This is a genomic window from Pseudomonas sp. Kh14 (genome assembly GCF_900291005.1).
GTDB classification, from domain to species: domain Bacteria; phylum Pseudomonadota; class Gammaproteobacteria; order Pseudomonadales; family Pseudomonadaceae; genus Aquipseudomonas; species Aquipseudomonas alloputida.
In genome coordinates this window covers 138250-161370 of sequence record NZ_OLKJ01000034.1, presented here as the reverse complement: position 1 = coordinate 161370, position 23121 = coordinate 138250, and the positions used below count along the sequence as shown (strand labels likewise).

Annotated in this window: 18 protein-coding genes; 12 read left to right on the top strand and 6 right to left on the bottom strand. The window is 61.6% G+C overall.

The genetic code is table 11. From position 1 onward, the window contains the following. Positions 1-123: 123 nt before the first annotated feature. The 5 genes from FQ668_RS17785 to FQ668_RS17765 all read left to right on the top strand — a co-directional run bounded on the left by FQ668_RS17785 (position 124) and on the right by FQ668_RS17765 (position 5860). Positions 124-1227, top strand: coding sequence for a polyamine ABC transporter substrate-binding protein (locus FQ668_RS17785; RefSeq protein WP_019438335.1), 1104 nt, complete (start codon positions 124-126; stop codon positions 1225-1227). Positions 1228-1261: 34 nt separating this feature from the next. Beyond that, the gene (locus tag FQ668_RS17780; protein WP_144180430.1) at positions 1262-2674 is read left to right on the top strand and encodes an aminotransferase; all 1413 of its coding nucleotides are present in this window, start codon (positions 1262-1264) and stop codon (positions 2672-2674) included. Positions 2675-2727: 53 nt separating this feature from the next. Next, entirely contained in the window at positions 2728-3576 is an 849-nt protein-coding gene (locus tag FQ668_RS17775) for a helix-turn-helix transcriptional regulator (protein ID WP_144180428.1), read from the top strand. Between the two features lie 239 nt (positions 3577-3815). Further along, a complete protein-coding gene (locus FQ668_RS17770) occupies positions 3816-4433 on the top strand; it encodes a hypothetical protein (RefSeq protein WP_144180426.1) in 618 nt (205 codons plus the stop codon). After that, the gene (locus FQ668_RS17765) at positions 4430-5860 is read left to right on the top strand and encodes a tetratricopeptide repeat protein (protein ID WP_023389381.1); all 1431 of its coding nucleotides are present in this window, start codon (positions 4430-4432) and stop codon (positions 5858-5860) included. The genes FQ668_RS17770 and FQ668_RS17765 overlap by 4 nt, the downstream gene beginning before the upstream one ends. Before the next feature lie 45 nt (positions 5861-5905). Here the strand turns inward: FQ668_RS17765 and FQ668_RS17760 are convergent, their stop codons facing one another. From FQ668_RS17760 to catR, 4 genes are all read right to left on the bottom strand, one after another. Further along, a complete protein-coding gene (locus FQ668_RS17760) occupies positions 5906-6637 on the bottom strand; it encodes a hypothetical protein (protein ID WP_019438331.1) in 732 nt (243 codons plus the stop codon). A gap of 122 nt (positions 6638-6759) precedes the next feature. Beyond that, complete coding sequence (locus tag FQ668_RS17755; RefSeq protein WP_144180424.1) at positions 6760-10518, bottom strand: hypothetical protein; 3759 nt, start codon at positions 10516-10518, stop codon at positions 6760-6762. 71 nt (positions 10519-10589) lie between these two features. Further along, entirely contained in the window at positions 10590-10913 is a 324-nt protein-coding gene (locus tag FQ668_RS17750) for a hypothetical protein (RefSeq protein ID WP_014590562.1), read from the bottom strand. A gap of 226 nt (positions 10914-11139) precedes the next feature. Then, a complete protein-coding gene (catR, locus tag FQ668_RS17745; protein ID WP_014590563.1) occupies positions 11140-12012 on the bottom strand; it encodes an HTH-type transcriptional regulator CatR in 873 nt (290 codons plus the stop codon). A 135-nt stretch (positions 12013-12147) separates the two neighbouring features. Here catR and FQ668_RS17740 point away from each other — a divergent pair, with 135 nt between their 5' ends. From FQ668_RS17740 to FQ668_RS17720, 5 genes are all read left to right on the top strand, one after another. After that, complete coding sequence (locus FQ668_RS17740) at positions 12148-13269, top strand: muconate cycloisomerase family protein (RefSeq protein ID WP_014590564.1); 1122 nt, start codon at positions 12148-12150, stop codon at positions 13267-13269. A gap of 21 nt (positions 13270-13290) precedes the next feature. Next, the gene (catC, locus tag FQ668_RS17735) at positions 13291-13581 is read left to right on the top strand and encodes a muconolactone Delta-isomerase (protein ID WP_003256111.1); all 291 of its coding nucleotides are present in this window, start codon (positions 13291-13293) and stop codon (positions 13579-13581) included. 43 nt (positions 13582-13624) lie between these two features. Next, the gene (catA, locus tag FQ668_RS17730) at positions 13625-14560 is read left to right on the top strand and encodes a catechol 1,2-dioxygenase (protein WP_019438329.1); all 936 of its coding nucleotides are present in this window, start codon (positions 13625-13627) and stop codon (positions 14558-14560) included. Positions 14561-14675: 115 nt separating this feature from the next. Then, entirely contained in the window at positions 14676-15170 is a 495-nt protein-coding gene (locus FQ668_RS17725; RefSeq protein WP_014590566.1) for a GNAT family N-acetyltransferase, read from the top strand. Positions 15171-15331: 161 nt separating this feature from the next. Further along, positions 15332-17431: a bifunctional diguanylate cyclase/phosphodiesterase gene (locus FQ668_RS17720; protein WP_019438328.1), complete on the top strand. Its 2100-nt coding sequence runs from the start codon at positions 15332-15334 to the stop codon at positions 17429-17431. A gap of 14 nt (positions 17432-17445) precedes the next feature. Here FQ668_RS17720 and FQ668_RS17715 read toward each other — a convergent pair whose 3' ends face one another. Further along, positions 17446-18270 (bottom strand): aldo/keto reductase, encoded by an 825-nt coding sequence (locus tag FQ668_RS17715; RefSeq protein WP_014590568.1) that lies wholly within the window; start codon positions 18268-18270, stop codon positions 17446-17448. Between the two features lie 244 nt (positions 18271-18514). Between FQ668_RS17715 and FQ668_RS17710 the strand changes: the two genes are divergently transcribed. After that, the gene (locus FQ668_RS17710) at positions 18515-19393 is read left to right on the top strand and encodes a DMT family transporter (protein ID WP_019438327.1); all 879 of its coding nucleotides are present in this window, start codon (positions 18515-18517) and stop codon (positions 19391-19393) included. Between the two features lie 58 nt (positions 19394-19451). Here the strand turns inward: FQ668_RS17710 and FQ668_RS17705 are convergent, their stop codons facing one another. Then, positions 19452-20357: a LysR family transcriptional regulator gene (locus FQ668_RS17705; RefSeq protein ID WP_019438326.1), complete on the bottom strand. Its 906-nt coding sequence runs from the start codon at positions 20355-20357 to the stop codon at positions 19452-19454. A gap of 386 nt (positions 20358-20743) precedes the next feature. On the opposite strand from FQ668_RS17705, the gene katG reads away from it, so the two are divergent. Then, complete coding sequence (gene katG / locus FQ668_RS17700; RefSeq protein ID WP_019438325.1) at positions 20744-22999, top strand: catalase/peroxidase HPI; 2256 nt, start codon at positions 20744-20746, stop codon at positions 22997-22999. Positions 23000-23121: the final 122 nt, after the last annotated feature.

Genomic DNA, 23121 nt, shown 5'->3' with positions numbered 1-23121 from the left:
AACCTTCCAGCGCCACCTGCCAAAAAACGACCACCCACACATTCGGGGTATGTCACCCCTGGACCAATCCACCGATAGTGAACCCATCGGCTCGATCCGGAGCACTCACACGATGGAGTTGCCATGCGCAAGGTACTGAAGGTGATTGGCGGTCTGCTGCTGGCGTCTGGCGCCAGCCTGGCCCAGGCGGCAGAGGTGGACAGCGGTAACACGTTACGGTTGTACAACTGGACCGACTACATCGGTGAAACCACCCTGGCCGACTTCGAGAAGGCCACCGGCATCAAGGTCATCTACGACACCTTCGATGGCTACGAAACCGTGCAGACCAAGCTGCTCACCGGCCGTTCCGGCTACGATCTGGTCATGCTCAACGCCTCGCTGGTACCCCCGCTGATCAGCGCCGGTGTGTTCCAGGCCCTGGACAAGCAGCAACTGCCCAGTTGGCACAACCTCGACCAGCAGGTGGTGAACGACCTGCAGGGCTACGACCCTGGCCTGAAGTATTCGGCGCCCTACACCTGGGGCAGCTCGGGGGTCACCTACAACGTCGACAAGATCACCGCGCGCATGCCCGACGCGCCGATCGGTTCGCTGGCCATGCTGTTCGACCCCAAGATCGTCTCGCGCTTCGCCGACTGCGGTGTCACCCTGATGGACGCGCCCACCGAGGTCATCCCGCTGGCCTTGCAGTACCTGGGCAAGGACCCACGCAGCGCGTCGCCGGCCGACCTCAAGGCGGCCGAACAACTGTTACTGGGCATCCGCCCCTACATACGCAAGTTCGATTCGGTGAATTACCTCACCAGCCTGCCCAATGGTGATGTCTGCCTGGCGCTGACCTGGTCCGGTGACTATGCCACCGCCCAGGCCCGCGCAGTGGAAGCGAAGAAGGACATCAAACTGTCGTTCTTCATCCCCAGGGAAGGTTCGCTGATCTGGTTCGACAACCTGTACATCCCCAAGGATGCGCCGCACGCGGCCAACGCGCACCGTTTCATCGAGTTCTTGTTGCAGCCGCAGACCATGGCCAAGGTCACCGACTACATCCACTACGCCAACAGCAACGCTGCCGCTACCGCGCTGGTGCGTGATGACATCCGCCAGGACCCGGCCATCTACCCCGACGCACAAACCCGTGAGCGCCTCTTCGCGCAGAAAACCCAGAGCCCCAAGGACATGCGCGCCATCACCCGGGTCTGGAGCACGGTCAAGACCGGTTTCTGAACACTGCCCAAAAATTCCCGCCAAGGAGCTGCCCATGGCCACCCCAAGCAAAGCATTCGCCATTGCCCACGACCCGCTGGTGGACGCCGACAAGGCCCACTACATGCACGGCTACCATGTGTTCGACGAACACCGCGAGCAAGGTGCGTTGAACATCGTCGCCGGTGAAGGCGCCTACATTCGCGACACCCACGGCAACCGTTTCCTCGATGCCGTCGGCGGCATGTGGTGCACCAACATTGGTCTGGGCCGTGAGGAAATGGCCGTGGCCATCGCCGACCAGGTACGCCAGCTGGCCTATTCCAACCCGTTCTCCGACATGGCCAACGACGTCGCCATCGAACTGTGCCAGAAGCTCGCGCAGCTGGCGCCGGGTGACCTGAACCATGTGTTCCTCACCACGGGCGGCTCGACCGCGGTCGATACGGCTTACCGGCTGATCCAGTACTACCAGAACTGCCGAGGCAAGCCGCACAAGAAGCACATCATCGCCCGTTACAACGCTTACCATGGCTCCACCACCCTGACCATGTCGATTGGCAACAAGGCCGCCGACCGGGTGCCGGAGTTCGATTACCACCACGACCTGATCCACCACGTCTCCAATCCCAACCCGTACCGCGCGCCAGATGACATGGACGAGGCGGAGTTCCTCGACTTCCTGGTGGCCGAGTTCGAGGACAAGATCCTCTCGCTGGGTGCCGATAACGTGGCGGCATTCTTCGCCGAGCCGATCATGGGCTCGGGCGGGGTGATCATTCCGCCCGAGGGGTACCTCCAGCGCATGTGGCAGCTGTGCCAGACCTACGACATCCTGTTCGTCGCCGACGAAGTGGTGACCTCGTTCGGGCGCCTGGGCACCTTCTTCGCCAGCGAGGAACTGTTTGGCGTCATCCCTGACATCATCACCACCGCCAAAGGCCTGACCTCGGCGTACCTGCCGCTGGGTGCGTGTATTTTTTCCGAGCGTATCTGGCAAGTGATTGCCGAGCCAGGCAAGGGCCGTTGCTTCACCCACGGTTTTACCTACAGCGGCCACCCGGTGTGCTGCACGGCGGCGCTGAAGAACATCGAGATCATCGAGCGCGAGCAACTGCTCGATCATGTCAAGGACGTGGGGGGTTACCTTGAGCAACGCTTGCAGAGCCTGCGCGATCTGCCGCTGGTGGGGGATGTGCGCTGCATGAAGCTGATGGCCTGTGTCGAGTTCGTCGCCAACAAGGCCAGCAAGGCACTGTTCGCCGATGAGGTGAACATCGGCGAGCGCATCCACAGCAAAGCGCAGGAAAAAGGGTTGCTGGTGCGCCCGATCATGCACCTGAACGTGATGTCGCCACCATTGATCATCACCCATGCGCAGGTGGACGAGATCGTCGAGACCCTGCGCCAGTGCATCCTCGAAACCGCGCGTGAACTCACAGCGCTTGGCCTGTACCAAGGCCGATGAACCTGGCGCAAAGGGCTGTGCGCGGGCGTGCCTGGCAGGCTAGACTGCCGGGCATGACCCAAGCCTCCCCCGATACCCCGCTTACCCTCACAATGGGCGCGCTGCAGCAGTGGCACGCGGCGTTGCAGCGCGCCCTGGCCCATGGCGAAACCGCCGAGGCGCTGGAGTATGTGGCCGCAGCCATCGGCCAGTTGGTGCGGGTGGAGTCGATGATGATCAGCCTTGAGTGCCAGGGGCGGGCGCCGCAGTTGCTGTACCAGCAAGGCATTCCCGAACGGCATCGGGCTGCCGTGCTGGAGCGCTATTTCAGCGCCGGCTACCTGCTGGACCCTTTCTGCCTTGCCGTGCAAAGCGGCCTGGCCGAAGGCTTTTACCACCTGCAGGAAATCGCCCCCGACAACTTCTTCGACAGCGACTACTACAAGGCCTATTACCTGGGTACAGGTTGCAGTGAAGACAGCTACTACATCGTCGACATCAGCGCAGGCCGCAAGCTGTCGCTGAGCCTGTTCCAATGCTGCAGCGGCACGCGTCTGAACGCCGGGCAGGTCGACCTGTTGCGTGCGCTGGAGCCGATGGTGCGCGAACTGCTGGTGCGCTATGCCCGGCACAACCTGGAACCGGGCACTGCATCAACCGAGCGCGGCAGCCTGCAGGCAGCGTTCGACAGCTTTGGCTGCCAGGTGCTGACCGACCGCGAGCGGGAAGTGGCGCACATGATCCTGCGCGGGCACTCGGTGAAATCTACTGCGCAGGAGCTGGGTATCTCGCCGGAGACCGTGCGCATGCACCGCAAGAACCTGTACATGAAGCTTGGTATCAACTCGCAATCGGAGTTGTTTGCACGGTTTATCGACTGGTTACGCGGTGATCAGCTGGAAATCCATAGCGTAACGCGGTGAACAATACCCAATGGCTGACGTACATGCCGTCGGGCGTTTCCCAAGGCGCACCGGCAGCGACTGCACAGCACCAACCCGCTCGAAGGACAATGGCATCTTCTGCGCTGCTCAGCCCTCGCGGAACAATGTCCGGCTGAGGGCCTTTCTTGGCTACTTGGAGTCACTCGTCGCCTGCCCTGGCTAGTGGCGCTATAGTGGCTAAGCTGAGCGTTTAGCACTCTGCTCAACTGAGCAATCTGGTGCGCAATTACAAGGACGAAGTCATGGACGCTGAAAGGGATAGCAGAAACATTACCGGTGTCATTCGGGCCTACGGCGGGAGCGCGTTGTCGTTGTCTCCCGGTCAAAATGCCGGGGTACAAAGCCCGGGCATCTATGTGATCTATTTTGTCACGGACAGCAGGCAGGGCACTTGTCTCCCCTTCTACTGCGGGTTCACTTCGCGCTCAATCAGGCAAAGGCTTTATGAACACTCCCAGCCTGGTGGCCAGATCTACAAAATGCGTACTCTTGGCGGGGTCGAGACTAACAACGGCCTAGAGATTGCGACTGCTGGAGGCGAGGTCTATGTTGGCTACATCGAATGCCAAGGCATGCTTGGGAAATTGATCGAAAGCAGCTTGCTCCTAAACTACGACTTCTTACTCAACGCGTCGGAAAATGGGCAACGGCGCCTACTCGATGTCACCGGGCTTCTGGATACCGAGTCCACCTGGGCTGCGCTCACGGATACCGATGTTGCCAGAGCTGCGATTGGTGATGACTGGAATGACGGTGTTGAGAATACTGTCAACGAAGCTATCGATGATGCGAGGATGATGAGGCTTTACCTGGAACAATTCAGGGGCCTTGCGTGAGTGTGCGAGACCCGATTGCGAAATATGGTGTGCTCCGGCACCTCCCGCAGAGCTGCTCGCAGGAGGCGATATCGGTCCGACTGGCGGAGGGCTGTAGCCTCTGCGACCAGGGGGATTATGAGGCCGCTGAGACCTGCTTTCGCGCCATTGTGCAGCAGATCCCTGACTCGGCTGCTGGCCACAACAATCTTGGTTGGGCCTTACAGCAGTTGGGGCGCAATGAGGATGCGATTTCGAGCTACAAAGTTGCGATCAGCCTGCAGCCAACGTTCAACCTGGCCAGGGCTAACTTGGCTTTTCTACTTGCAACACTATATGGCTACATAGGGCAGCATGACTCGGCCCGAGCAATGTGGAGGATGCTCGAAGAACTGTACCCGCGCGATCCAGAAATCCTGGATAACCTCGTCAGCACCTCATTGCGGGCTCACGATCTTGTCGACGCGGGTGTGTGGGCCGCGCACTATGCCACTGCAACTCGCGGGGTTGAGCGGACGTTATCTCAACCCGACACTTCCCAGCGTTCTGATGTTCCTCCTAGGGCTTCGCGGGCGAAGCTGGCCCACGACCTCGAGCAGTTACGCTATTTGCGAGACCATGGGCTGATTGGTCCGCAGCTTGTGGCGGAAATTGGCGCGTATGAGGCAGTTCTCCAACGATACGATCAAGCTGACAATTCTTTGAGGCCACCGGTCGTGGACGCGCCACTGCCAGCGTCCTACGGGCGGAATGTCCACCAACTGAACGCGCCGCGCCTGCCCGAAGGGGCCTTGAACCTGAGCCCGGCTCTGCTCCAGGCAGAGCGGGATTACCAGGAAAGCCCGCTGGGCCTTGTCGTGATCGATGACTTTCTGTCAGTAGATGCGCTGGCGCTCCTGCAGGCGTTCTGTTTGCAATCCACCATCTGGCACACCGACCGCTATGCACATGGTCGACTAGGGGCGTTCTTCAGGGATGGCTTCAACTGCCCGCTATTGCTGCAGGTCGCAGAGGAAATTCGGCGTTTCTTCCCCGAACTGATAGGCGTGCATCACCCACTCCTGCAGATGTGGGGATTCAAGTACCAGCATGATCAGCCAGCGACAAACCCACACGCTGACTTCGCCGCGGTGAACGTGAACTTTTGGATTACACCTGACGAGGCCAATCTTGATCACGATTCTGGAGGGCTTGTGATCTACGACGTCCAAGCGCCCCCGGACTGGGACTTCGAAACCTACAATCGGCACGGTGACCGGATTGTGGCGTTCCTGGAAGAGTCTGGGGCTCGCCCAGCGTTCATTCCCTACCGTTGCAATAGAGCGATCATCTTCAATTCCGACCTGTTCCACGCGACCGCGCCACTGGCTTTTCGCACGGGCTACGTCAACCAACGGGTGAATGTGACCCTGCTCTATGGCGAGCGTGACCGATCATTGGGGCACTGAGACTGCCGAGCCCGGTTGGGGAGGGCACCGGGCTGGCAGTTTCGGTCATTCGCTTTGTGTCTCGATCTTCACCTGCAGACTACCCTGGTTGTCTTTTAGGCCTGCCCCATAAATCCCGTTGATGTCATCGTTGATACACAGCAGCAATGGACCAGACTGTCCTGCCGGCACTTTGATCTGCGGTCCAACCAAGAACGGAGCGTTGGTCCCGAGGCGACCGATCAACGCCCCCTCGAATGCACCGGGCAACGTGTAGCCTTCTTTTGCGCGGTAGCTAGTGTTGCCAGCGGGGCCTACCTTCCCTGTGGCAGGGTTGGCCGTCCAGGAGCCCTGCGCAGTTATCAGGGTGACTTGACGACCTGTCAATGTGACTCCAGTTTCCTGCCAGGCTTGGTTAGCCTGGATGGTCACGGCGACCGGGTACAGGATGTTGACCGCATCGCTGACGCTCTCTGCGCTGAAGCCTGCTTTCGTGAGTGCTTCAGTCATCTCAGTAGCCGGAGTGGCTGGCAAAACCTTTGGGCTGAGAATGGTCGTCCCGACCTCAAGTGCGGTCATGGCGGGATAGAGCGAATGCAGGATGGTTGCCAGCTGAGTCGCGGTCAGGGGGGAGAAGACTTCAATCACGGCTTCAGCCACGGTGGTACTGTCCTCGGTTGATCCAAGGGCCCGAGACTGCGACTGGGGCTGGGAAAGAGCGGTTCTTATCGCATCTAAAGGGCTCAGGCCTTGCTGTTTCAACGACTGCAGGATGCTGATCAAAGACTCGATGCTCATGTTGGATTCCTTTCGTAGACACTGACTGGGTGAGTGATGCATGTGAACGGGTAGATCCTGTTGCTCGTTGTAGCGATACAGCGGTGCGCATGAATGCTCAGGAGCGTCAAAAGCTCCCGCCTTTACCGATATGCGCTGACTAGCGCAGTTGATAGCTCCGCGGGCGAGATGTCGCTGAAGGCAGCCCTGAGTCCGGTTGCCGTGTCTGTCACGAGGTAGCCTGCTTTTGCCATAGCGCTTGCCAGTTCTGCAGCGCCAAGGTGGGGGAATGCTTTCAACAGATTGACTGCACACGCTTCACCCATGATGCCTTGGGCATACTGAGAGGCTGCAAACTGCACCGGGTCCGGGTACGCCAGGGCAAGCGCAGCTGCCAACTCAAGCGGGGGGGTGCCCGGCCATACAGCGAGCAGTGCCTTACTGGTTTCTAAGGATGTGTATCCACCTTGGGCCAGGGCATTGGCCAATGAACTCAGCGTGAGGGATTTGAACCTCTGCACCAGCTGACTCGCGCACTCAGTAGCTGGAACACCCTGGGCGAACATGCGTCGCGCCCAGTCCACTGGGCCGGAGTATGCGAAGGCCAATGCCGCGGCAAGGTCCGAGGGTGAAGTCTTTGGCCAGACGGCAATCAGGCCCTGGCTCGTGTCTTGCGCAGCGTAACCGCCTTGTGCCATTGCGCTGGCCAAAGTGTTCGGGGTGAGCGCCGGGAACGCCGCGAGCAACCGAGTGCCGCATTGGCTGCCTTCGATATGGAGGGCGTTGAGCGCTGCCGCCATTTCTGCTGCGGTCGAATAAGACGTGATCGTCACGTCGACTACAGCCGATGGCACACCCGCGACGTAGTCGACCTGGCCGGCGCCGGGCAGGGCCTGGACCTGCAGATGATAGACAACAGGGGTGTTCGACACACTGGCCAAGGCGAACTCGGCATGCACTACGCCACCTTCGTCGCGGGTTTGCAGATCGATGACCAGAAGAGAAGATCCCTCCCTCTTGGCCAAAACCTGGTAGCGGAATACTTGGGCCACGGCGCGCCAGCGCAACACTACGCTGCTGCCGGCACTGCTGGCTTGCAGCTCCTGAGGCTGATCTGGACGAACCAGTGTCAGCGTCTGGCTGTCAGGGCTGTCTACGGACGTATTCCCGCCTTGTGCCGCAACGCTGAAACCGTAATCACCTGCCGGCGAAGCCTCGTTGAAAATGAACGCGTATGTCGTGGGCGGAAGGGGCTGTTGCTGGTCAGGCCTGATTGGTTCTTTTTCGATTCCGCTTCCTGGTTGGGTAATTGAAAGCTCGTAGGACGAGGCACCCGCAACGGCAGGCCAGTTCAGTTGCACGCCGTAATCCGGCGCATTGACGGCTGGGTTTTGTTGAGCGCGTGGTTGGTCTGGCGCAGTCAGTCGATTGAATGGGGCCCCCGCCCAATCGGTGGCTGATTCACCACGAACACCTTGGACCTGTGCTTTGTAGGGGCCGGACGGCCACTGCACGTCAAACTCGAACGCACTATTGCGGGTGGCGCCATCTAGGCCCGGTCTATCGAGCAGGACCTTCGCAGCGCTGTCGAGCAATTGCGCGTGATAGCCTGCGTTGCCTTGGCCTCCACCCCAGGTCAGGGTAACGACGCGATTGCTGATGCTGACTCGCGGATTGTCGGGTGGGCTCTGTGTCGCGGTACCGGTACCGGTACCGGTGCCAGTCCCAGTCCCAGTCCCAGTGCCAGTGCCAGTGCCAGTGCCAGTGCCAGTCCCACCGAAGAAACTGGTGACAGCGGCTACAGCGCCGGCCACCAATGCTCCGGCTGCGGCGCCGCCGGCCTCGGCGGCCGTGGCCGCTGCAAATGCCTCGGCTGCGGTCGCAACAACGGCATCTGCTGCTGCGCCGTCTATCAATGACTGGCATGCAAGGGTGGCCGCATAGGACGCTGCGGCCTTGCCCGCCGTCAGGCCGATGACGGCAGCAATGGCCTCACGGTTCTTCAGCAGGCCTCGGACAAATGACTCTGCTGCTGACGCAAGCGCGCGCTCTATGTAGTCGCCAAGTTCCGAGAACTCAATTGTGTTTGGTAGGGGGAAGCTCACGATCTCAGGAAAGGGTATTGCCACGGCGGTGAGTGAGGTATCCGCGACGGAAAGGGTGTAGGTCCCGTTGAGTAGCAGGTTCACGCCCTTATCATTCTCCTGAGTACTGAACGAGACACTCATCTTGAATTTTGACTGCAGCAACTTCTCGAATGCGAATCCGACCAGCTTGCCGCAACCGGGGCTGCCTTCCTTGGACAGTTCTTGTAAGGTCTTGATGAAGTCGATGGCTTTGGTCAGGTACTCGAAGCTCGGCCAGTTCGTGACCTGGAAACCTCCGTCCTTGCTGTATCGAAGCCCTAGGGAAGTGCCCTTGGGCAGAAACGGCGAATGATCGGACAGGGCCGTGAGCGCGCAGTCGATCTGTGAGTTGCCCTTGGCATTCTTGATGGTCTTCACACTGACGTCGACACCGAATGGCGCCTGCATGAACCAGATGCTGCCGACGAACCCCATCGATGACTTACCCTCGACTGTGGACAGCTCGAAGGCCGGCCCGCCGCTGGGTTCGCTGGCGTGTGCGGCAGCGATGGTGACGATGAAGAGGTTGATGGGCTTCCCTAGGCCGATGTCGGCAGTGACGCCATCCTTACCAATCTGGATAGTGCCGATCACTTCCAGGGTCTCGACCAGCTTCAGTTCGAACAACGCTCTGATGTTGAACCCGTTCTGATAGTCAATGCTGCTCGCGAGGGGGGCTGAGGGAAGTTCACCTGTGGCAGGGCAGGCGAATGTCTCCAGCCTTTCAGGCTGCTTGTCGCTTGCTAAGCGGTAGTACAGCTCGGTGCCCGCCATGAATGTGATGTCGATGAGGGAAGTGGGCCACAGCGCTCCGGGGATGCATTGGTTGAACACATCGCCGATCGACAGGGTCTTGTCGACCTTGACGCTGGCCACCTGGGGTTTGCCGTTCTGTAGGTAGATGTACCCGGTAAGCTGGGCGGAGCCGACCTGAACTGTACCCTGCACCTGGATGCTTCTCTGCGCGTCGGTGCTGCCATACTTGGCGAACACCCCGAAGACCAGGCGCCGGAACGAAATACCGCGCATCTGGCCATCGAAAAGCCGGGGGACGCTTTCGTCTGGCTCGACGCTCTGCAGGCAGGCCGAGAACGTCTTATTGACATCGTCTGAAATCAGCGCCCCTTGGAACAGATACTCCTTCTGATCGAAAAGTGATACACGCAGCAAACCTTTGACAGCGAGCTGTCTGGCAGTGCTGAAGCGGTAACGGACCTCGACGTTCTCGAAGCCGAAAATCTTGAACAGGCGGATGTTGGGCAAACTTGCCGAATAGATGGCCTCTTTGACTGCGGTGCCGGCAACGGTCCCTTTGGACAGCACCGCCGACAGTGAAAGCTTGTCCCCCGCGCCTGCTGGCGAGTCGTAGCCGATTTCAATCAGACTACCGAATAGCTCGATGTCCTTTAGGCTAACCGTCAGCCAAAAGCCCGCGGTATTGTCCATCGGCGCGGTGGTCCCGGATACGCTGGATGGGACCGGTGACTGCGGGAAAATACTATCCAGGTAGGTTTTAGGGGGGGGCGATCCTTCGCCGAAGTGGCTGAAGGTAAAAAAACCGGCATCGTTGACCCGTAGATGCCCGGTGGGAAGGTCAGTTTTGAAGGCTCTGTTTATTACGGCCAAAACATCCCATCCCTCTGCTAACCCTGTTCCCAAGTCTGCATAGATCAGGCTGTACTGACGTGACAGGTCAAGCTGGCACTTGCTCTGGGTGGCAAACATGCCACCAAAAATCTCCGACCAGGCAAAGTGCGCCGTAATGCGGATATCCATGGGCAAGGTGCCCTCCCGCAGGCTGGTGAATCAAAGCGGTGGGGCACAGAAGTATGCCCCACCGAGAAGGGTCAAGGCGTGACGACGAATTTCCCGTCTTTGTAGGTGCCTTCGGAGACTTCCACGTTCAGCGCCTGAACGACCTTGGCGTCACCGCCAATGGCATCAGAGATGAGGTCCATTGGTGGTGCAACTGCAACGTATACCTGGTTAGTGGCACCCACAGCGACTTCGAGAAGCTTCTGCTCTACCGCCCCTGCTTCAGGGCCCTTCGAGGTAACAGTGAAAGTGAACGGCTTATCGGCAGTGGGTGCGGAGTCAGGGATGGTGAGCGAAGCCTCGTAGGTCTTCTTGTCGATCAAAAATTCAGCGTTAACTTTGGCACTGATAGCCATTCTGAGAACTCCATTCTGCATTGATTGGCGGGTATGAGGGGCCACCTTCCTGGTGACACGATGGCGGCGCTCAAAGAATCTAGTAGGCATTGGGAGATGTAGCAAATGGCCATGTTCATTTTGACAATGATTGCAAGCTCATTGGCCCCAAAACCTCATTGACCGCCGAAGCCTTGAAATTGCGCTGCCCGTGTTCGCGGGCGCGCCCGCGAGGGGCATGGTGTGTTCATATGGCCTGTTGCCCGATCAACGCCAGGCACCGCTGCACGATCGGGCTTACATCACCCTTGCGCCGGCTGAGGATGATGGGGCTGACGGCGCCGCTATCAAGCAGGCCGACATACTCGATATCGGTACGGTGCTGCTGCTGTACCGATGCTGGCACCAGGGTCACCCCGACGCCAACCGCTACCAGGCCGATGGCGGTCTGCAGTTCGTTGGCCCATTGGCTGACACGAATGCTCATGCCGTGGTGGGCGAACAGCGCCAGCACGTGGTCGGCATAGCTGGGCCGGGGATTGGCTGGGTAGAGGATGAACGCTTCGCCAGCCAGCTGGGCCAGAGTGAGGGGGCTGCCCGCCAGGGGGTGGCCCTTGGGCAGCACGGCCACCAGCGGGTCCTCGCACAGCACCTGCTGGTGAATCACCGGGTCGTCGATGCGAATGCGCCCGAAGCCAATGTCGATACGCCCGCTTTTCAGCGCCTCCACCTGTTGCAAGGTGGTCATCTCGTTCAGGCCCAGTTCCAGCTCGCTGTCCTGGCGCAGTTCGCGGATCAGCTCCGGCAGCACGGTGTACAGGGTAGAGGGCGCAAAGCCGATGCCCAGCCACTGGCGTTGGCCCTGGCCGATGCGGCGGGTGTTGTCGCTGATGTTCTGCAACTGCTGCAGCACGGTGCAGGTCTGCTCGTAGAAGAAGCGGCCGGCTTCGGTCAGCCGCAGCGGACGTTCGCGCACCACCAGCAGGGTGCCGAGCTGGTCCTCCAGCTGGCTGATCTGCCGGCTCAGGGGTGGCTGGGCGATGTGCAGCAGCTCGGCGGCGCGGGTGAAGTTCAGGGTCTCGGCCAAGACTTTGAAGTAACGCAGGTGGCGCAGCTCCATCAGACCTCCAGGGTATGGTGGGAGATTCATTTGATATTGGACGGTCGTCAGGGTCTCGCGCAATCCTTCAACAATCAAGTAAACGCATCACACGGGCCTGCGACTGGAAGCCCGACCTGACGGGACCTGGCAACAATGACAAGCGCGCTGATTGAACACATAGATGCAATTATCGTCGATCTCCCGACCATTCGCCCGCACAAGCTGGCGATGCACACCATGCAGCAGCAGACCCTGGTGGTATTGCGACTGCGCTGCAGTGATGGCGTGGAAGGCATCGGTGAAGCCACCACCATCGGTGGCCTGGCGTATGGCTACGAAAGCCCCGAAGGCATCAAGGCCAACATCGACGCGTACCTCGCCCCGGCGCTGATCGGCCTGCCGGCAGACAACATCAATGCCGCCATGCTCAAGCTGGACAAGCTGGCCAAGGGCAACACCTTCGCCAAGTCCGGCCTCGAAAGCGCCTTGCTCGACGCCCAGGGCAAACGCCTGGGCCTGCCGGTCAGCGAACTGCTGGGTGGCCGCGTACGTGACAGCCTGGAGGTGGCCTGGACCCTGGCCAGCGGCGACACCGCCCGCGACATCGCCGAAGCTCAGCACATGCTGGACATTCGCCGGCACCGGGTGTTCAAGCTGAAAATCGGCGCCAACCCGGTGGCGCAGGACCTCAAGCACGTGGTCGCGATCAAGCGCGAGCTGGGTGACAGCGCCAGCGTGCGGGTCGACGTCAACCAGTACTGGGACGAGTCCCAGGCCATCCGCGCCTGCCAGGTATTGGGCGACAATGGCATCGACCTGATCGAGCAGCCGATTTCGCGTATCAACCGCGGTGGCCAGGTCCGCCTGAACCAGCGCAGCCCGGCACCGATCATGGCCGATGAGTCGATCGAAAGCGTCGAGGACGCCTTCAGCCTGGCCGCCGACGGCGCCGCCAGCATCTTCGCCCTGAAAATCGCCAAGAATGGTGGCCCGCGCGCGGTGCTGCGCACTGCACAGATCGCCGAGGCCGCTGGCATCGCCTTGTACGGCGGCACCATGCTCGAAGGCTCGATCGGCACCCTGGCTTCGGCCCATGCATTCCTAACCCTGCGCCAGCTCACCTGGGGTACGGAGTTGTTCGGGCCGCTGCTGCTGACCGAGGAGATCGTCAACGAACCGCCGCAATACCGCGACTTCCAGCTGCACATCCCCCACACCCCAGGCCTGGGCCTGACGTTGGACGAACAGCGCCTGGCGCGCTTCGCCCGTCGCTGATCAGCAAGCAAGGAGATAACCATGTTGTTCCACGTGAAGATGACCGTAAAGCTGCCGGTCGACATGGACCCGGCCAAGGCCGCCCAGCTCAAGGCCGACGAAAAGGAACTGGCCCAGCGCCTGCAGCGCGAAGGCACCTGGCGCCACCTGTGGCGCATTGCCGGGCATTACGCCAACTACAGCGTGTTCGATGTGCCCAGCGTCGAGGCATTGCATGACACGCTGATGCAGCTGCCGCTGTTCCCGTACATGGACATCGAGGTCGACGGCCTGTGTCGGCATCCCTCGTCTATTCACAGCGACGATCGCTGATTCGCACCTGTATGCCTGACAAGAACAATACGAGGTAAGCACGATGACCGTGAAAATTTCCCACACTGCCGACATTCAAGCCTTCTTCAACCGGGTAGCTGGCCTGGACCATGCCGAAGGAAACCCGCGCTTCAAGCAGATCATTCTGCGCGTGCTGCAGGACACCGCCCGCCTGATCGAAGACCTGGAGATTACCGAGGACGAGTTCTGGCACGCCGTCCACTACCTCAACCGCCTGGGCGGCCGTAACGAGGCAGGCCTGCTGGCTGCTGGCCTGGGTATCGAGCACTTCCTCGACCTGCTGCAGGATGCCAAGGATGCCGAAGCCGGCCTTGGCGGCGGCACCCCGCGCACCATCGAAGGCCCGTTGTACGTTGCCGGGGCGCCGCTGGCCCAAGGCGAAGCGCGCATGGACGACGGCACTGACCCAGGCGTGGTGATGTTCCTTCAGGGCCAGGTGTTCGATGCCGACGGCAAGCCGTTGGCCGGTGCCACCGTCGACCTGTGGCACGCCAATACCCAGGGCACCTATTCGTACTTCGATTCGACCCAGTCCGAGTTCAACCTGCGCCGGCGTATCATCACCGATGCCGAGGGCCGTTACCGCGCGCGCTCGATCGTGCCATCGGGGTATGGCTGCGACCCGCAGGGCCCAACCCAGGAATGCCTGGACCTGCTCGGCCGCCATGGCCAGCGCCCGGCGCACGTGCACTTCTTCATCTCGGCACCGGGGCACCGCCACCTGACCACGCAGATCAACTTTGCGGGCGACAAGTACCTGTGGGACGACTTTGCCTATGCCACCCGCGACGGCCTGATCGGCGAACTGCGTTTTGTCGAGGATGCGGCGGCGGCACGCGACCGCGACGTGCAGGGCGAGCGCTTTGCCGAGTTGTCATTCGACTTCCGCTTACAGGGTGCCCAGTCGCCTGACGCCGAAGAGCGAAGCCACCGGCCGCGGGCGTTGCAGGAGGGCTGAGTCCGAGGTTTTGTCACTGTGATTTTGCCTGGGGCTTTCCGTGCGGGGAGGTCCCGGGCTTTTTGCTGCAAGGGCCTGGTGATCTAGAATCGTCTTTTTGCTCAGGCCCCACACCATGCTCCCCCTCGCGCTGCTGCCAACCACCATCGACCAGGCTCCGCTGATCCGCAACCTCTACCAGTTCTATTGCTACGAGTCCTCCGACTGGGAGCAGGAAGACGTCGAGGCGGACGGCCGTTTCTACATCCACGAGGAGCACCTGCACCGCTACTGGCAGGACGACGGCTGGGGCGCGTATCTGGTGCTGGTGGACGGATTCATCGCCGGCTTCGTGCTGGTCGAGCGCAGCGAACTGCCTGGCATCGATGCGCACGAGCTTGCCGACCTGTTCATCTTGAAGAAGTACCGTCGCCAGGGCATCGGCCGAGCGGTGGCGTTGCAGTTGCTGGGGGGGGAGGGTGACTGGCTGCTGCGTTGCTACGCACAGGATCTGCCCGCCGTGGCTTTCTGCAATGCCGTGCTGGCGAGCCTGCCGCGGCCGGCGCAGGCTATCGCCTTGGGGGATGAGCCGGACTTGCTCAATTTTCTGGTGACCGGCACCCGCCATTGAGGGGGGGCGCCTTTTCGTGGGGTGGATAAGGGATAGCGCCATTTTTGTGATGTGCTTCACAAAACGCTCGTGAGCGGCATAATGCCACCATCGCTTTCCAAGACCCGGCCGCCGCGTGCCGGGGTCCGTTTTCATGCGCTTCGAAGGTTCAGGTAAAGTTCATGTCGCTCGCAGCAAACCCCGACATCATGTACCGGCTGTTGATCCAGAGCGTGGTGGATTATGCCATCTACCTGCTCACCCCTGAAGGTATCGTCGCCAACTGGAACCCCGGCGCCCAGCGCGCCAAGGGGTACCGTGCCGAGGAAATCGTCGGTCAGCATTACTCGTTGTTCTACACCGATGCCGAGCGCGTAGCCGGGTTGCCGGCGTTAAACCTGGAGCAGGCGCGCAGCACCGGACGCTTTGAAGAAACGGGCGCACGCCTGCGCAAGGACGGGACGGTCTTCCACGCCCATGTGGTCATCGAAGCGGTTTACGACGATGCCGGGCAACTGGTGGGTTTCGCCAAGGTCACCCGCGACATTTCCGAACGTCACCGCCAGGAGCTCGAACTGCTGCAGGCCAAAGAGCTGGCCGAGCAGTACAGCCAGGAAATGGCCAAGCTTTCGCAGTTTCTCGATTCGGTGATTGCCAACATTCCCGCGAGCGTCATCGTCCAGGACCTGGAAACCCAGCGCATCCTGTTGGCCAATCAGCAGGCCGAACGTCTGTTCGGCGGGCCTCAGCGCAGCATGATCGGCCAGTTGCCCAGGGAATGCCTGGCACCGGCTGCCGGTGACTACCTGGAACAGCAACTTGTGCGTGGTGCCCGCAGTACCAAAGGGCACGCCGCCGAAACGCGCGTCGACACCGCCCGTGGCCCTCGCACCCTGCGCAGCCGTACCCTGCTCAGCCAGAGCCGCGAGGGGCAGGCCGATTACGTGTTGTTCGTGGCTGAAGATGCCACCGAAGAGCTGGCCGCCCATGCGCAGATCCATCACATGGCGCACCATGACGCGCTCACCGGGCTGCCCAACCGTACGCTGTTCCACGAACGGCTACGCCAGGCCCTGTTGCGCGGCAGCGAAAACGCCAAGCTGACGGCTGCCCTGTGCCTGGACCTGGACAACTTCAAGAACATCAACGACTCCCTGGGCCATGCCTTTGGTGACAAGCTGCTACGCGAGTTGGGCAAGCGTCTGCGCCGCGAACTGCGTGAGCACGACACCTTGGCCCGCCTGGGTGGCGACGAGTTCGCCGTGGTGCTGACGGGCCTGGAGGGGCGGGATGCCGCGTGTAATACCGCCCAGCGCCTGATCAAGGCCATCAGCCCGCCATTCCAGATCGAAGGGCATCAGTTCGTGGTGGGGGTGAGCATCGGCATCGCCATCGCGCCTGATGACAATGACCAGGCAGAGCAACTGTTGGGTTACGCCGACATGGCCCTGTACCAGGCCAAGCGTAACGGCCGTAATCGTTATGAATGCTTTGATGTCGAACTGGACGTTGCTGCCCGTCAGCGCCGCCTGGTGGAAACCGACCTGCGCACAGCGTTGCACCTGGGGCAGTTGCAGCTGCACTACCAGCCGGTAGTCGATCATCAGACCAGCAGCGTTACCGGTTATGAGGCGCTGCTGCGCTGGGAACACCCGACCCGTGGCATGGTCATGCCGATGGACTTCATCCCCATTGCCGAAGAAACCGGGTTGATCCACGAGCTGGGCAACCGTGCGCTGAATCTGGCTTGCCAGGAGGCGGCCAGTTGGGACAGTGAGCAGACGGTGTCGGTCAACCTGTCGGCGGTGCAGTTCAAGAACGGCGACCTGGTGCATTCCGTCGCCCTCGCGCTGGCCGACTCGGGCCTGCCGCCGCAGCGGCTGGAGCTGGAAATTACCGAGTCGGTACTGCTGGGCAACAGCGAGGAAAACGTGCGTACCTTGCGCGCACTGAAAGACCTGGGCGTGTCCATTTCACTGGATGACTTTGGTACCGGCTACTCATCGCTGGGCTACCTGCGTTCATTCCCGTTCGACCGGATCAAGATCGACAAGTCGTTCGTGCATGACATGTGCGACAGCCGCGAGGCCATGTCGATCATTCGCGCCATTACCGAGCTGTCCAACAGCCTGATGATCAAGACCACGGCCGAAGGCGTGGAGTCGGAGGAGCAGATGCGCCGGCTCGCGGCGGAAGGCTGTTCGCACTTCCAGGGCTACTTTTACGGGCGGCCGGCACCGGCGGGCGAGCGGTTGAAGCAGGTCATCACCCAAGAACAATGACTAGCGCGGCGGCCTCAGCTGTTCCAGTCCGGGGCAAACGGCGGGCTAACCACGCGTTGGTCTTTCGGCAGCCCGGCAATGGCTGCGCGGTCTTCGTCATCCAGCTGCACGGTCAACGCGGCCAGGTTGGCCAGCTGGTTATCGCGGCTGCTGGCTTTGGGGATCGCCGCCACGCCGTCCTGGTCCAGCAGCCATTTCAGCGCCACCTGGCTGGGCAGCACACCATGCTTGCGGGCAATTGCCTGGATCACCGGCTGGGCCGCTGCCTGGCCGCGTGCCAGCGGGGTGTAGGCGGTGAGCAACAGGTCATGGCTGCGGGCGAAGTCGAGTAGCGGTTGCTGGCTGAGCAGAACATGGTATTCCACCTGAATCGCCGACAACGGCGCGCCCAGGGTTTCCACCACCTGGCGCAGTAACCCCAACGGGAAGTTGGCCACGCCAATGTGGCGCGCCTTGCCTTCGTCACGCAGCGCTACCAGGGTGTCGATGCTGCGGGCCAGGTCCCAGTCCGTGCCTGGCCAGTGGATATGGAACAGATCGACCTGTTCGGTACCCAGCGCGCGCAGGCTGTCTTCCAGCGACTGACGCATGGCGTTGGGCTCCAGGCGGTCCCACCAGACCTTGGTGGTCAGGTGGATCTGCTCGCGTGGCACGTCGCTGTCACGCAGCGCCTGGCCAACGGCCGCTTCGTTTTCGTAGGCGGTGGCAGTGTCGATGTGCCGGTAACCCACGTCCAGTGCCTGGCGCACGGCCTGGGTGCATTCACTGCCGGTCATTGGCCAGGTGCCCAGGCCGATGGCGGGCAGGTCCAGGCCGGTGCGGGTGCTGAGCCTTTGCATGTAAATTCCTTGTAGGGTGTGCAGGGTCGGTCGATGGTCGGCGATCAACCGTGCACGGACCATGCAGACAACGTGGAAAGTGGTCGATCAGCGAACAGAAATTGCACTTGGCCGGGTCAAGCGGCAAATGAACTTCCTTATTCTGCGCCATCTCTTCTAGAATCCCAGCTGTTACATCCGCCAGGCAATGCCTGCGCGGCCTTCCTTGGGCGGGGCATGCTGCCGCGCCGTCATCGAGAGAGCCATGAGTTCCAGCACACCGCTGTCCGGCGTCAACCAACCTCTGCGCGGCATCGCGTTGGTGGTGGTGGCGACGTTCCTGTTCGCCAGCCACGATGCCTTGTCCAAATTCCTGGGTGGCCTGTACCCGATAGTCATGGTGGTGTGGGCGCGTTATGTGGTGCACACGCTGCTGATGGCCGGTATCTTCCTGCCCAAGTCTGGGCTCAATGTATTGCGCACACGCCGGCCGGTATTGCAGACCTTGCGGGCCCTGAGCCTGCTGAGCACCAGCCTGCTGTTCACGACCGGTTTGCAATACCTGCCACTGGCCGAGGCCACGGCCGTCAACTTCCTTGCCCCGGTGCTGGTCACCGCGCTGTCGGCGCCGCTGCTGAAAGAGCGAGTGACAGTGGGGCAGTGGGTGGCGGTGGTGATGGGCTTTATCGGCGTGCTGGTGGTGGTGCACCCTGGTGGGGCGATGTTTACCCCGGCCATTCTGTATCCGTTCGGTTCGGCATTGGGCTTCTGCTTCTATCAGTTGCTGACGCGGATTCTGGCGGCGCATGACAGCCCGACCACCAGCAACTTCTATGCGGGTTTGTGCAACACCTTGGCAATGAGTGCCCTGGTGCCGTTCTTCTGGGAGGTGCCGCGCTGGGACCATGCCCTGTTGATGCTGGCACTGGGCGGCTTTGGCATGACTGCGCATCTGCTGTTGACCCAGGCCTTCCGCCATGCAGCGCCGGCGTTGCTGGCGCCGTTCAGCTATTGCCAGATCGTCTTTGCCGGGTTGCTTGGCTTCGTGGTGTACAGCCAGGTGCCGGATACCCTGAGTCTGGTGGGGATTTCGGTGATCTGCCTCAGCGGGCTTGGCGCCGCGTGGATGCAGCGGAGCAAATAGCAGCCGCGTACTTCAGGCCGTACGACCCGCAGGAGCAGCGTTGCGCTGCGAGAGGGCATCACTGCGTGGCCATGAACTGCAGGATGCGTTCGCGCAGCCAGCGCTCGGCGGGGTCGTTGTCCTGGGCGCCGCTCCAGACCATCGACAGCTCGGCCTCGGTGATGTCGAACGGCGCCGGGTCGGCGCGCAGGCTGCCGTCGTCGGCGAGGGCACAAGCGGCATAGTCCGGCACCGTGGCGATCAGCTCGGTGTTGCGCAGCAGGGCGCGCAGGCTACCGAACTGCGGCACCGCCAGCACCACCTTGCGGCAACGCCCGATGCGTGCCAGGTCGAGGTCGATGTTGCCGCTCATGTCACCGGAGAACGACACCATCACGTGCGGGCGGGCGCAGTATTCGTCGAGGGTCAGCGGCCCCGGGCGGTCGTCGGCGCGCAGCACCCGTACACCGATGTCGCGCAGCTTGCGGCGCTTGGCGGTGGCCGGCAGGTCGGTGGTATAGCTCACACCTACCGAGATCTCGCCGCTGGCCAGCAGGCCAGGCATCAGCAGAAAATTGGCCCGCCGCACGACCACGCTAATGTCCGGGGCCTCTTCACGCAGGGCCTGTAGCAGGGCCGGAAACAGGCCGAACTCGGCATCGTCGGAAAGGCCCAGGCGGAACACGTTGCAGCTGTTGGCCGGGTCGAACTCGCGGGCGCGGCTGATGGCGGCGGAAATCACGTCCATGGCCGGGCCAAGCTCAGCAAAGATCTGCATGGCCCGTGGGGTGGGTTCCATGGCCCGGCCGCTGCGGATCAGCAGCGGGTCGTCGAACAGCTCGCGCAGGCGGGCGAGGGCGGCGCTGACGGTGGATTGGGTGATAAACAGTTTTTCACCCACTCGGGTCAGGTTGCGTTCGATCATCAGGGCTTCGAACAGCACCAGCAGGTTCATGTCGACGCGGCGCAAGTCGTTGCGGTTCATGAGGGCTCGGCGTCCTGGGCAAAGGGTATGGCTGTGTATTGAAGCATGGTGCAGGGCCTTGTGCCTTGTATGGATGTGCCGGCCTCATCGCGGGCCTGACCACGATGCGGCCAATACAGGCCTGCGCCTGACAGAGTCAGCCTATCAGGCACCAACAGCCACTCTATTAGAACTCTGCCCAAGCTCGGCTAGTCTTTCTCGTGGCCCCGCGAATTCCGCGACAGGGCAGCGCGTCAGCACCTGCGTGCAAGACCGTGCCCCCCCGCCGTGACAGCTTCGCAAGCCCCGTGTACACCTGATGAGGGGTAGTACGAGCCCACCCGCTCGGCTGAAAGAACACTGGCATAGACCGGAAATCTGGATAACCGACCCAAAGGTACCCGCAGATGTCGAACGAATCGAAATGCCCGTTCCATCAAACCGCAGGTGGCGGCACCACCAACCGTGACTGGTGGCCTGACCAGCTCAACCTGAGAATTCTTCACCAGCATTCCTCCAAGTCCAGCCCCGACCCGGACTTCGACTATGCCAAGGCGTTCAAGAGCCTCGACTTCCAGGCCCTGAAGAAAGACCTGACCGCCCTGATGACCGACTCGCAGGATTGGTGGCCGGCCGACTTCGGCCACTACGGCCCGCTGTTCATCCGCATGGCCTGGCATAGCGCCGGCACCTACCGCATTGGTGATGGCCGCGGTGGTGCGGGCTCTGGCCAGCAACGCTTCGCCCCGCTCAACAGCTGGCCGGACAACGTCAGCCTGGACAAGGCCCGGCGCCTGCTGTGGCCGATAAAGCAGAAGTACGGCAACAAGATTTCCTGGGCCGACCTGATCGTACTCACCGGTAATGTTGCCCTTGAGTCCATGGGCTTCAAAACCTTCGGCTTCTCCGGCGGGCGTGCCGATGTGTGGGAGCCGGACGAAGACGTGTACTGGGGGTCGGAAAAGGTCTGGCTGGGCGGCGATACCCGTTACGGCAAGGACCAGGTCAAGGCGCAGCCGCCGGGGCAGGGTGACCTGGTGGCCGAGCCGGCCAAGCATGGTGAAGAGCAGAATCGCGACCTGTCGGCCGAGCGTAACCTGGAAAACCCGCTGGCCGCCGTGCAGATGGGCCTGATCTACGTGAACCCGGAAGGCCCGGAAGGTAACCCCGACCCCGTGGCCTCGGGCAAGGACATCCGTGAAACCTTTGGCCGCATGGCCATGAACGATGAAGAAACCGTGGCCTTGATCGCCGGTGGCCACGCGTTCGGCAAGACCCATGGTGCCGGCCCCGCCGACAACGTCGGCCCCGAGCCGGAAGCGGCAGGCCTGGAGATGCAGGGCCTGGGCTGGCACAACACGTTTGGCTCCGGCAAAGGCGGGGATACCATCACCAGTGGCCTGGAAGTGACCTGGACCTCCACCCCGACCCGTTGGAGCAACGAGTACCTGAATAACCTGTTCGACTTTGAGTGGGAGCTGACCAAAAGCCCGGCCGGCGCGCACCAGTGGCGGCCGAAAGATGGCAAAGGCGCAGGCATGGTGCCCGATGCACATGATCCCGGTAAAAGGCACGCACCGTCGATGTTGACCTCCGACCTGGCATTGCGCTTCGACCCCATCTACGAGCCGATCGCCCGCCGTTTCAAAGAAAACCCTGAGCAGCTGGCGGATGCTTTTGCCCGTGCATGGTACAAGCTGATCCACCGCGACATGGGCCCGCTGGCGCGCTATCTGGGCCCGGAAATGCCCAATGAAGAGTTGCTGTGGCAAGACCCGTTGCCCAAAGCCGACCCATCCACGATCAGCGAGCAAGACATCGAGGCCCTCAAATCCAGGGTCCTGGCCTCGGGTTTGAGCGTGGGCGAACTGGTCTCCACCGCCTGGGCATCCGCGTCGACCTTCCGCGGCTCCGACAAACGCGGTGGTGCCAACGGCGCACGTTTGCGCTTGGCGCCACAGAAGGACTGGGCTGCAAACCAGGGCGTGGACAAGGTGCTGGCGGCATTGGAAAAGATCCAGGGCGAGTTCAACAACGGCGGCAAAAAGGTTTCCCTGGCCGACCTGATCGTGCTGGCCGGTACCGCGGCAGTCGAAAAAGCTGCCAAGGATGCGGGTTACAGCGGCAGCGTAGGGTTCCGCCCGGGACGAGTTGATGCGTCCCAGGAGCAGACCGACGTCGAGTCGTTCGCCGTGCTGGAACCACTGGCCGATGGCTTCCGCAACTTCACCAAGGCACGCTACAGCATCAAGGCCGAGAAACTGTTGTTGGACAAGGCGCAGTTGCTGACCTTGACCGCGCCGGAGCTGACCGTGCTGATCGGTGGCCTGCGGGTGCTCGGTGCCAACCATGGTGGCAGCAAACTCGGCGTGTTCACCGACAAGCCGGGGACGCTGAGCAACGACTTCTTCCGCAACTTGCTGGATATGAGCGTGGAGTGGAAACCGACCTCGGCGGACAACGAGACCTTTGAAGGCCGCGACCGCAAGACCGGGCAGGTGAAGTGGAGCGGTAGCCGGGTAGATCTGGTGTTTGGTTCGCATGCCCAGTTGCGGGCGTTGAGCGAGGTGTATGCCAGCAGTGATGGCGGTGACAAGTTTGTCCGCGACTTTGTGGCCGCCTGGCAGAAGGTCATGGAGCTGGACCGCTTTGATTTGAAATAGCGTTACCTGGCGGGGGGCGCATAGCGTCCCCTTGGCCAGTGGTTATCCCGCCAATTCCAGGTCGGATAGATACAAAAGTGTCCTCGTCGGTTCTGTTGCAATGCTTCTCAGGCGGCCGGCCT